Source organism: Vibrio sp. 10N.261.52.A1 (assembly GCF_002876325.1).
In the GTDB taxonomy this organism is placed as follows: domain Bacteria; phylum Pseudomonadota; class Gammaproteobacteria; order Enterobacterales; family Vibrionaceae; genus Vibrio; species Vibrio chagasii.
Map to the genome: position 1 here is coordinate 1 of NZ_MCYD01001402.1, position 11428 is coordinate 11428.

At 48.1% G+C, this 11428-nt stretch carries 9 protein-coding genes; 6 read left to right on the top strand and 3 right to left on the bottom strand.

Translation table 11 applies throughout. The features are described from left to right. Positions 1-39: 39 nt before the first annotated feature. Positions 40-1563 (bottom strand): YifB family Mg chelatase-like AAA ATPase, encoded by a 1524-nt coding sequence (locus BCT81_RS28335; RefSeq protein WP_102426592.1) that lies wholly within the window; start codon positions 1561-1563, stop codon positions 40-42. A 472-nt stretch (positions 1564-2035) separates the two neighbouring features. Here BCT81_RS28335 and ilvG point away from each other — a divergent pair, with 472 nt between their 5' ends. From ilvG to ilvA, 5 genes are read left to right on the top strand one after another with little or no spacing between them, the layout of a single operon-like run. Then, entirely contained in the window at positions 2036-3682 is a 1647-nt protein-coding gene (gene ilvG, locus BCT81_RS28340) for an acetolactate synthase 2 catalytic subunit (protein ID WP_102426593.1), read from the top strand. A 1-nt stretch (position 3683) separates the two neighbouring features. Continuing rightward, positions 3684-3968 carry an acetolactate synthase 2 small subunit gene (gene ilvM / locus BCT81_RS28345; RefSeq protein WP_004739310.1) on the top strand — a complete coding sequence of 95 codons (285 nt, stop codon included), beginning with the start codon at positions 3684-3686 and terminating at the stop codon, positions 3966-3968. Positions 3969-3980: 12 nt separating this feature from the next. Next, a complete protein-coding gene (locus BCT81_RS28350) occupies positions 3981-4934 on the top strand; it encodes a branched-chain amino acid transaminase (RefSeq protein ID WP_004739309.1) in 954 nt (317 codons plus the stop codon). A 33-nt stretch (positions 4935-4967) separates the two neighbouring features. Continuing rightward, the gene (gene ilvD / locus BCT81_RS28355; protein WP_102426594.1) at positions 4968-6809 is read left to right on the top strand and encodes a dihydroxy-acid dehydratase; all 1842 of its coding nucleotides are present in this window, start codon (positions 4968-4970) and stop codon (positions 6807-6809) included. Between the two features lie 3 nt (positions 6810-6812). After that, a complete protein-coding gene (gene ilvA / locus BCT81_RS28360) occupies positions 6813-8357 on the top strand; it encodes a threonine ammonia-lyase, biosynthetic (RefSeq protein WP_102426595.1) in 1545 nt (514 codons plus the stop codon). Between the two features lie 71 nt (positions 8358-8428). Here ilvA and punR read toward each other — a convergent pair whose 3' ends face one another. Further along, a complete protein-coding gene (punR, locus tag BCT81_RS28365; protein WP_102426596.1) occupies positions 8429-9343 on the bottom strand; it encodes a DNA-binding transcriptional activator PunR in 915 nt (304 codons plus the stop codon). Between the two features lie 163 nt (positions 9344-9506). Between punR and punC the strand changes: the two genes are divergently transcribed. After that, the gene (gene punC, locus BCT81_RS28370; RefSeq protein WP_102426597.1) at positions 9507-10718 is read left to right on the top strand and encodes a purine nucleoside transporter PunC; all 1212 of its coding nucleotides are present in this window, start codon (positions 9507-9509) and stop codon (positions 10716-10718) included. Between the two features lie 73 nt (positions 10719-10791). Here the strand turns inward: punC and BCT81_RS28375 are convergent. Further along, positions 10792-11428: GGDEF domain-containing protein (locus BCT81_RS28375; protein ID WP_133152767.1), on the bottom strand; the 637-nt coding region annotated here is incomplete at its 5' end.

The window sequence follows — 11428 nt, forward strand, 5'->3', positions numbered from 1 at the left end:
ATTGGGGGTCAGTTCAATAAGCAGGCTTTTTGTTTAGCACTAAACAGCTTGCGCCGTGAGCTGCTTCAACAACCTATCCATCGCACGGTAACCAAGTGCTTCGGATAAGTGTTTCTTTTCTATCTGCTCGTTACCATCCAGATCAGCAATAGTTCGTGCGACTTTGATGATTCGGTGATAGGCACGAATCGACAACCCCAAACGATGCAATGCTGTCTCGAGAAACTCCGCATCTTCGCGTCGCAGTGGGCAGTACTTCTCAATTTCTCGACTGCCAAGTAGTGCATTCGATTTATGGCTCCTGGACAGCATGGTTTGACGAGCCTGCTTGACCCTTTGCTTTACGACTTGGGTGGTTTCGCCGCGATCTCCGCCTTCGGCGAGCATTCCTTTGGGCAGAAGTGGGATCTCGAGAGACATGTCAAACCGATCAAGTAACGGCCCTGATAGTCGGTTGAGGTAGCGTAATATGATCTGCGGGTTAGCACGCGCTTGATTACCCTCATAGTAACCAGTCGGGCTAGGGTTCAATGCACCGATTAATTGGAAACGCGCAGGAAAGCGAGTTTTGCCCGCCACCCGAGAGATAATGATTTCACCCGACTCCAGTGGTTCGCGCAATGAATCGAGAACCTTACGCTCAAACTCGGGCATCTCATCAAGAAACAGTAGGCCATTGTGCGCCAAAGAGATCTCGCCGGGCCGAGGTACAGAGCCACCACCTACCAGTGCCGCCATTGAACTCGAATGATGTGGAGCACGAAAAGGACGTTGCTTCCAGTTGTACTGATTAATCTCTTGTTGAGTCAAAGAGGCGACCGATGCCGTTTCCATCGCTTCGTCATCACTCATGTCAGGTAACAAATCACGCAGACGAGACGCCAACATGGTCTTGCCCGTTCCGGGAGGCCCGAGAAAAAGTAAGTTATGGTTACCCGCCGCTGCTATCTCCAACGCTCGCTTACCTTGTTGTTGACCAATGATGTCTTGCAAGTCGCGAAGCTCAGATACATCGACTTGATGTTGCTCAGTGCGATACAACCCCAATTGAGCCTGTCCACACATATCCGCACAAACTTCTAACAGGGTTTGAGCCGACTTATGCGCCCCTTTACCAACTAAGGCTGCCTGATCGCCATTGTGATGCGGTACAACCAAACAGCGCTCGACACTGTCCGCAGCCAATGTCGCTGGTAGTACTCCTTTCACTGGACGCAGCTCTCCAGACAGTGCCAACTCACCAATAAATTCATGCTGCGCTATTTTTGATGTGGGTAACTGATCAGAGGCGACCAAAATCCCAAGCGCGATTGGCAAATCAAAACGACCTCCCTCTTTGGGCAAATCCGCAGGAGCAAGGTTGACCGTGATTCTTTTCGATGGAAACTCAAAGCGAGAATTGATGATGGCACTTCTGACTCTATCCTTGGACTCTTTAACCGTTGTCTCAGGTAAGCCCACCAGCGTGAAACCGGGCATTCCGTTACTAATATGCACCTCAACCGTCACTTCTGGCGCCTCAACCCCCACACTAGCCCGACTATGAATTATCGCGAGTCCCATAAGTTTCCTTTCTCTTTGATTTAAAAGTATTCGCTCTGGATATTCGTTGCGCACCAAAGCAATAAGATTGTTATATAGCTTGGTGGAATGGTGTTTTAATGTGAAAAAAGAATGACATTTTCCTTGTCATGCGACAGATTTGTGTGATAACACTAGAGATGTAGACATTTACTGAACAGAATAAACAAGAAAACTCGAATTATATGAACTTTAACGCTCGCATTTACGCACTGATTAACCTGATTATCGTAGTCATTATTGAGACTGCGCGGGGGCGAGTGGGAAAAAAGTAACCACGAATTAGAAAAAACCCCCGCACTGACAAGTCCGGGGGTTTTTTCTAATTTATAGATTCGAATTTTATATTTTTGAACATTTTCGGCTTTACCGATTTACAGGAAGAATGGGAGCACAAGATGTGCAGAGACAAAGGAAAAAGTTACCAAAATAAAGGTAATACGGGAGAATTCCGATGAAAGGCGCAGAACTAGTTGTATCCGCACTAAAGCAGCAAGGAATTGAGACCGTATTTGGCTACCCAGGCGGTGCCATAATGCCAATCTACGATGCACTTTATGACGGCGGAGTTGAGCACATCTTATGTCGCCATGAGCAAGGCGCAGCAATGGCTGCGATCGGTATGGCTCGTGCAACACAAGATGTGGCAGTGTGTATGGCAACCTCAGGCCCTGGTGCTACTAACCTAGTTACTGGTTTAGCCGATGCCTTTATGGATTCTATCCCACTGGTTGCAATCACAGGTCAAGTTGCAAGCTCCCACATAGGTACCGATGCATTCCAAGAGATGGATGTGATTGGTATGTCTCTATCATGTACTAAACACAGCTACCTAGTCACCGACATTGAAGAGCTAGCTCCAACACTAGCCGAAGCGTTTGTGGTAGCAAAATCTGGCCGACCTGGCCCAGTTATCGTTGATATCGCCAAAGATGTTCAACTGGCTGAAGCTCCTGTTAACTCTCTTCCTGAATTTACTCCTCCTGCAATTCCGGTAGCAACGACTGATGCTATTGAGCAGGCGCAGCACTTCTTATCTCAAGCTACCCGCCCTGTTTTATACGTAGGTGGTGGCGTTCAATTAGCAAAAGCGACCGATGCCGTTCGCGAGTTTTTACGCCTTAACCCAATGCCAGCAGTAAGCACATTGAAAGGCTTAGGTACTATTGAGCGTGACGACCCGCACTACCTTGGTATGCTTGGTATGCACGGCACCAAAGCCGCTAACCTAGTGGTTCAAGAGAGTGACTTACTGATCGTTGTTGGTGCTCGTTTTGATGACCGAGTAACTGGCAAGCTTGATACCTTTGCACCACACGCGAAAGTTATCCATATCGACATCGATGCGGCTGAGTTCAGTAAACTGCGTCTTGCCGATGCGCCAATTCGTGGCGACATCAACAAGATCATGCCTCAACTTGAATTGAGCCAAGACATCTCCTCTTGGGTTCATCACTCAGAAGGCCTACGCAGCTCATTCAAGTGGCGCTATGACCACCCAGGCGATCTGATCTTTGCTCCACTGCTGTTAAAGCAACTGTCAGACATGATGCCTGCAAGCTCTATCGTTTCAACCGATGTGGGCCAACACCAAATGTGGGCTGCACAGCATATTCAACCTCGCGATCCACAAAACTTCATCACCTCTGCTGGTCTAGGCACTATGGGCTTTGGTTTACCAGCCGCGATGGGTGCTTCGGTTGGCCGTCCTGATGACCAATCTATTCTTATCTCTGGTGATGGTTCGTTCATGATGAACGTGCAAGAGCTTGGTACGCTAAAACGCCGCCAAATCCCAGTGAAGATGGTACTGCTAAACAACTCTCGCTTGGGCATGGTTCGCCAATGGCAATCGCTGTTCTTTGATGGTCGCCACAGTGAAACCATCTTAGATGACAACCCAGACTTCGTTATGCTTGCGAAAGCCTTCGATATCCCAGGCAAGACCATCACTCGCAAAGAAGAAGTAGAACCCGCTCTAAAAGAGATGCTAGAGAGCAAGACGGCTTACCTACTTCATGTTCTTATCGATGAAGAAGAGAACGTATGGCCACTAGTACCGCCAGGTGCTTCAAACAGTGATATGTTGGAGAACACATAACATGAAAAGATACCTATTAGACATCAAAGCCGATGATAAGCCAGTACTACTAGAGCGTGTTCTTCGTGTTATTCGTCACCGTGGCTTTATCGTTAAACAAGTAGCCGGCACTCAGAACCATGAAAGCAAGATCGCTAGCGTTGAAATCATTGTCGACAGTGAACGTCCGATTTCCTTCTTGGTCAATCAAATCGAAAAACTGTGGGATGTACGTACCGTTGACGTTATCTCTATCAGTCGTAATGAATTGCCAAACAACAACTTACAACAAAAGATAAGTGCATAAGGAACCGCAAACATGACAGCAAAAACGGCAGACTATATTTGGTTTAACGGTGAAATGGTTCCTTGGGCAGAAGCGAACGTTCACGTCTTAACCCACGCTATGCACTACGGTACTTCAGTGTTTGAAGGTGTACGTTGCTACGACACGCCAAAAGGTCCGGTCATCTTCCGTCACCCAGAGCACGCAAAGCGCCTAAAAGACTCAGCAAAAATCTACCGCTTCCCGATTCCTTACACTGAGGAAGAAATTATGGAAGCAACTCGCGAAACACTACGTCAAAACAAACTAGAGTCAGCGTATATCCGCCCTCTAGGCTTTGTTGGTAACGTGGGTTTGGGTGTATGTCCTCCAGAAAATACTGAGATGGACCTTATCATCGCCGCTTTCCCTTGGGGCTCTTACCTAGGTGAAGAAGCGCTAGAAAATGGCGTAGATGCGATGATCTCAAGCTGGAACCGTGCAGCTCCAAACACCATCCCAACGGCTGCGAAAGCGGGGGGTAACTACCTATCTTCACTACTGGTTGGTGGTGAAGCACGTCGTCATGGCTACGACGAAGGTATCGCTCTCAGTGTCGATGGTTACCTTTCTGAAGGTGCGGGTGAGAACATCTTTGTTGTGCGCAATGGCGTGCTATCTACACCACCAGCGACCAGTGCAATTCTGCCGGGCATCACGCGTGATTCAATCATGACGCTAGCAAAAGACATGGGGTATGAGATCCGTGAAGAGAACATTGCTCGCGAAGCGCTATACCTTGCCGACGAAGTCTTCATGACAGGCACAGCAGCGGAAATTGTTCCAGTTCGCAGTGTAGACAAAATTACAGTAGGTGAAGGCAAACGCGGTCCTATCACTGAAAAAGTTCAAGCGGCTTACTTTGGTCTTTTCAATGGTACCACTGAAGATAAGTGGGGCTGGCTAGACTATGTTTACCCAGAAAACCAAACTTCAGAAAATCAGTAAGCAACAGCCAAATATTTTATAAGGATTTAAGCAATGCCAATCTATCGTTCAGCAACGACTACCCACGGACGCAACATGGCTGGTGCGCGCGCTTTATGGCGTGCAACTGGCGTTAAAGATGATGACTTCGGTAAGCCAATCATCGCAGTTGTAAACTCTTTCACTCAATTCGTACCGGGCCACGTTCACCTTAAAGATATGGGCCAATTAGTTGCAGGTGAAATCGAGAAAGCGGGCGGTATCGCTAAAGAATTCAATACCATCGCAGTTGATGATGGTATCGCAATGGGTCACGGCGGCATGCTGTACTCACTGCCATCACGTGAGCTTATCGCAGACTCTGTAGAGTACATGGTTAATGCTCACTGTGCGGATGCGATGGTATGTATCTCTAACTGTGACAAAATCACTCCGGGAATGATGATGGCAGCTATGCGCCTAAACATCCCAGTGATCTTTGTATCAGGCGGCCCAATGGAAGCAGGTAAAACCAAGCTTTCCGATCAAATCATCAAGCTAGACCTTGTTGATGCGATGATCCAAGGTGCCGATCCAACAATTTCAGATGAGCAAAGTGAGCAAGTAGAGCGCTCTGCATGTCCAACATGTGGTTCATGTTCAGGCATGTTCACAGCTAACTCAATGAACTGTCTAACCGAAGCGCTTGGTCTGTCTCAGCCAGGTAACGGCTCTATGCTAGCAACGCACGCTGACCGTGAAGAGCTGTTCATCAATGCCGGCAAGCGTATCGTTGACCTGACTAAGCGTTACTACGAGCAAGACGACGCATCAGCACTGCCTCGCAATATCGCGAACCGCGCAGCCTTTGAAAATGCGATGGCTCTAGATATCGCAATGGGTGGTTCTAGTAACACCGTTCTTCACCTATTAGCAGCGGCTCAAGAAGGTGAAGTGGACTTTGATATGGGCGATATCGACGAGATGTCTCGCCGTGTTCCACACCTATGTAAAGTGGCTCCTTCAACACCGAAATACCACATGGAAGACGTTCACCGCGCTGGTGGTGTAATGGCTATCCTAGGTGAACTAGACCGTGCTGGCCTATTGAACAACCAAACTCGCACTGTACTTGGCCTAAGCATGCAAGAGCAGCTAGCTCAATACGACATTATGCAGACAGAAGACGAAGCGGTACTTAAGTTCTTCCGCGCTGGCCCTGCTGGCATTCGTACTACCAAAGCCTTCTCGCAAGATTGTCGTTGGGATCGCCTTGATGACGACCGTAAAGAAGGTTGTATTCGTACTAAAGAGAACGCATTCAGCCAAGAAGGTGGCCTAGCGGTACTTTCAGGCAACATTGCCGTTGACGGTTGTATCGTTAAGACAGCCGGTGTTGATGAAGAGAACCTGAAATTCCAAGGTCCTGCTATCGTATTTGAAAGCCAAGACACAGCCGTAGAAGGCATCTTAGGCGGCAAAGTAAAAGCGGGTGAAGTGGTTGTTATCCGTTACGAAGGCCCTAAAGGTGGTCCGGGCATGCAAGAGATGCTTTACCCAACGACTTACCTAAAATCGATGGGCTTAGGTAAGTCTTGTGCACTACTAACCGATGGTCGTTTCTCTGGTGGTACATCGGGTCTATCTATCGGTCACGCTTCTCCAGAAGCAGCAAGTGGCGGTACTATCGGCCTGGTTCAAGATGGCGACATCATCACTATCGATATCCCTAGCCGTTCGATCACACTTGATGTACCTGAAGCTGAGCTTGCTGCTCGTCGTGCGAAACAGGACGAGCTTGGCTGGAAACCAGCAGACCGTCAACGCGAAGTATCATTCGCACTAAAAGCTTACGCAAGCATGGCAACCAGTGCCGATAAAGGCGCGGTACGTGATAAGTCGAAGCTTGAGGGCTAATCTATGAGTGATGACACGGTCAGTCCCCAAAAACAAACTGGCGCAGATTATCTGCGTCAGATCCTGAGAGCGCCAGTTTACGAAGCAGCAATAGTGACACCTCTGCAAGAGATGCCTCGCTTAAGTGCTCGTATTGGTAATCAGGTTCAGCTAAAGCGTGAGGACCGTCAGCCGGTCCACTCGTTCAAGCTACGTGGTGCCTACAACATGGTATCAAGCCTTTCAGAGCAGCAGAAAGCCGCAGGTGTGATTGCCGCATCTGCAGGTAACCATGCTCAAGGTATGGCGCTGTCCGGTTCTAAGCTTGGTATTCAAACCACGATTGTGATGCCAAAAACCACACCAGACATCAAGGTTGATGCGGTACGTGGCTTTGGCGGTAACGTAGTTCTACACGGCAGCAACTTTGATGAAGCTAAAGCTGAAGCAGAACGCCTTTCCGCTGAACATGGCTACACCTTTGTGCCTCCTTTCGATCACCCATTGGTGATCGCCGGACAAGGCACCATGGGTATGGAAATGCTTCAACAAAATGGCCACATGGATTACATCTTTGTGCCTGTCGGTGGTGGTGGTTTGGCTGCTGGTGTTGCCGTTCTGGTTAAACAGCTGATGCCAGAAATCAAAGTCATCGCGGTTGAACCTGAAGATTCATCTTGCTTGAAAGCAGCACTGGATGCCGGTGAGCCAGTAGTACTGGATCAAGTCAGCATGTTTGCCGATGGCGTTGCGGTTAAACGCATTGGTGAAGAGACATTCCGTCTGTGTCAGCAATACATCGATGGTCACATTGCCGTGTCGAGCGATGAGATCTGCTCTGCTGTAAAAGACATCTTTGAAGACACTCGCGCGATTGCCGAACCTTCTGGTGCGCTTGCTCTGGCAGGTTTGAAGAAGTTTGCTGAGCAGAACCAATTGCAAGGCAAACAACTGGCAACGGTACTGTCTGGTGCTAATACCAACTTCCATGGTCTGCGCTATGTGTCTGAACGTTGTGAGCTGGGTGAGAAGCGCGAAGGTCTGCTTGCGGTTACTATTCCTGAGCGACAAGGTGCCTTCCTAGAGTTCTGTAATATCATTGGCGGCCGTGCTGTGACTGAGTTTAACTACCGTCATAACGACGACAGCCTAGCGAACATCTTCGTCGGTGTGCGTCTCAATGGTGGACAAGAAGAACTCGATCACATCATCAACGACCTGCGTGAAGGTGGCTATCCAGTCGTCGATCTGTCTGATGATGAGATGGCAAAACTGCACATTCGTTACATGATTGGTGGCAAACCATCAAAACCATTGAAAGAGCGCTTGTACAGCTTTGAGTTTCCAGAATATCCAGGTGCATTGATTAAGTTCCTTGATACCTTAGGTACCCATTGGAATATCAGCCTGTTCAACTACCGTAACCACGGCGCTGATTACGGTCGTGTATTGTGTGGATTCGAACTGGATGATGATGATTTGGCTCAGTTCTCTACTCACCTCAGAGAGCTTGGTTACCAGTGTAAAGATGAGACCGATAACCCTTCTTACAAGTTCTTCTTGTCATAAGAGCGAGTTACCAAAACAAAAGAGCGAGTTTTCACTCGCTCTTTTTGATCTTGCCGACAAAGATCTTTCAACTAGCTCGCTTTGCGATGATCCAACCAATCTCGGTGAAGTTGTTCACTAGATCCTAAATAGTTGACCATCCACTCGATCAACTTATGGTTATCGTCTTTTCGCCACACCAAGCAGCACTGACTCAACGGGCTCGGCTCTGGCAGAATTTTCTCCACCAGCAAACCTTGTTCGATAATCGGCGCGGCAATATGCCTTGGCATGTACCCTACTCCAACGCCGTTCTTCAGGCATTCAATCGCGCTATACCAGTTAGGTAACAGCAAGCGCCTTTGATTGGCGTAGTGGCCAGTATGGCGCTTAGGCAGTACGCTTGAGGTGTCATCCAAACAAATAGCTGGATATTGGCTCACAAACTCTTCATTGAGGTTCTGTTCACGTACACACGGGTGGCTTGGCGACATCACAAACGCCCAATCTAATTGCCCCATGTCTTTGACTTCAAAATCACCGCCTACTGGCACTGCTGAGGTGGCGCCAATCACGATATCCGCCCTGCCCTGTGCAATCGCCTCCCATGAGCCGTTAAACACTTCCATGTTGATCTGTAGCTCAGCAAACTCAAAGGTTTGATAAAACTCTTCAATCATCGGCTTCATCTTGTCGAGCTTCACCACATTATCAAGCGTAAGGCGCAGGGTTTTCTTCCAACCACGAGCTGCTCGACGAGTCTGGGCACTGACCTCTTCCATCTGCCTCAGTAGTGCACGCGCCTCTTCAATGAAGAGTTCACCTGCCGGAGTGAGCTCGACCTTTCTCGGTAAACGCCTGAAAAGTAAAACATCCAGTTCTTGCTCAACCTGTCTAACACCATAACTGATCGCCGAGGGCACTTTGTGCAACTGCTCTGCCGCCGCGGTAAAGCTACCTAAGCGCGCCACAGTATCGAGCATTTCTAAAGAGGATTTAGAGAACATAAGCCTTCAAATTTTTTGATTGATAACCACATATTTTAGCGTTTTATTTTATCAGATCCGAAAAATAGAATGTCAGCATAAATAAACAGGGACTTTCACCTCTGTATATCAAACAATTTTTTTGATGATAAAAACATCACTACTTTTAGCGTAATGGCATCTTATGAATATTTCTAAATTTCAATTGGTCTACCTTGCAGTACTTTCAATGCTAGGTTTTATCGCGACCGATATGTACCTTCCTGCATTTAAGGCTATGGAGATCGATTTCGCAACCGGCCCTGAGCAGATCGCACTATCTCTTACTGTGTTCCTTGGTGGTATGGCGATGGGTCAACTGCTTTGGGGACTGGCTAGTGATAAATACGGTCACCGCAATACGTTGGCAGTTGGTCTTTTTATTTTCACAGCCGCTTCGTTCGGTTTGGCATTCAGTACTGAGGTATGGCACCTACTGACGCTGCGCTTCATTCAAGCGATTGGCGTATGTGCACCAGCGGTAATCTGGCAAGCGATGGTTATCAAACGCTACTCTGAGAGCAGCAGCCAACAAATTTTTGCAACCATCATGCCTTTGGTGGCACTGTCTCCAGCTCTGGCACCTCAATTGGGCGTACTACTGGCAGATAACTTTGGCTGGCACAGCATCTTCGTGACATTAACACTAATGGGTGCGCTGCTAGTGGCAACCACTATGGCTCAACCAAAAGAAGCGCCAGAAGTAAAACAAACATCTGTTAAGACTGATATCAAGATGCTGCTTAAATCGAAGCCTTACGTGGGCAACGTATTGATGTTTGCATCGGCTTCTGCAGCATTCTTCGCTTACCTAACGGGTATGCCTGAGATCATGGCTCAATTAGGCTACGAAGCAAAAGATATCGGCCTGAGTTTCATCCCACAGACGATCGCCTTCATGGCGGGTGGTTACTTCGGTAAGCAAGCCGTGAAGAAATATGGCGATGGCGTGGTACTAAGAAATCTAATTGGTTTGTTCAGCGTTGCTGCAATGCTTATCTTTATCGCATCACAATGGGAGCTGACATCAATCTGGCCTCTACTTGCACCCTTCTGTCTGATTGCCGTAGCAAATGGCGCACTTTACCCAATCGTGGTAAACCGTGCTCTATCAAGTGCGAAACAAAGCCCAGCAACAGCGGCTGGTCTACAGAATAGCTTGCAAATCAGCATCAGCGGCCTATCAAGCGCATTGGTAGCAGCAATGGCAAGCCAAGCACTAAGTGCAACAGGCATCGCGGTAGTGATTTGCTTGGGCGCATTATGGGTTGGTTACATCGTTTCAAACAAAGAGTTGTCTGAACACTTTGCAGCGCCGGATAACTCTCGCGTTGTAGCAGAAGAGAAACAAGACTAGTTTCTAGTTCAATAAAACTAAAAAGAGCGAGGTAACTCGCTCTTTTTATATCTGAATTTTGTACTCACGAGAGTTAATGCGTAGCCGCTTCTCCATCAACAACTTCTAACGCAGGAGCCTTATGGCGACTGTATTCATCATAATTAATCACTCGACTGCGTCCCATGTCTTTCGCCATGTACAGCGCGTTGTCCGCCATCTTCACCAGAGATTCGGTATCGGAGGCAGGCTTCGGATACGTAGCAACACCGATCGATACACCTAACTGACCTAAAGAAAGCCCTTTGTGTTCTAGGTGCATAGAACGAACCGCATCACACAAGGTTTGTCCGAACTCGGTCGCTTGCTGCATAGTGTAATGTGGAAGCAGCACCGCCAACTCTTCACCACCTAAGCGACAAGCAATCTCATCTTCACTGACACTCTGTTTAAGTAGCGCACTGATCTCTTTCAACACGAAATCACCTGCATCATGACCAAAGTTATCATTGAAGCGTTTGAAGTGATCCAAATCGAGCATCAGCAAAGACAGTGGCTGCTCGCTGGTGGCTGAATTCATTGAGTGCTCTTCCAACTTCTGCTCGAAGAAGCGACGGTTGAATAGTCCTGTCAGTGGATCGCTCAATGCTTGTGAGCGAAGCTTCTCTTGCAGGCTCAAGTTAGCCAGCGCCAAGCCTAGGTGTTCAGACACACTGAAAGCCAATTGCTCG

Bases quoted from the DNA above. Each gene is read 5' to 3' on its own strand.
- BCT81_RS28335 (WP_102426592.1), bottom strand. From the start codon at position 1,563: ATGGGACTCGCGATAATTCATAGTCGGGCTAGTGTGGGGGTTGAGGCG.
- ilvG (WP_102426593.1), top strand. From the start codon at position 2,036: ATGAAAGGCGCAGAACTAGTTGTATCCGCACTAAAGCAGCAAGGAATT.
- ilvM (WP_004739310.1), top strand. From the start codon at position 3,684: ATGAAAAGATACCTATTAGACATCAAAGCCGATGATAAGCCAGTACTA.
- BCT81_RS28350 (WP_004739309.1), top strand. From the start codon at position 3,981: ATGACAGCAAAAACGGCAGACTATATTTGGTTTAACGGTGAAATGGTT.
- ilvD (WP_102426594.1), top strand. From the start codon at position 4,968: ATGCCAATCTATCGTTCAGCAACGACTACCCACGGACGCAACATGGCT.
- ilvA (WP_102426595.1), top strand. From the start codon at position 6,813: ATGAGTGATGACACGGTCAGTCCCCAAAAACAAACTGGCGCAGATTAT.
- punR (WP_102426596.1), bottom strand. From the start codon at position 9,343: ATGTTCTCTAAATCCTCTTTAGAAATGCTCGATACTGTGGCGCGCTTA.
- punC (WP_102426597.1), top strand. From the start codon at position 9,507: ATGAATATTTCTAAATTTCAATTGGTCTACCTTGCAGTACTTTCAATG.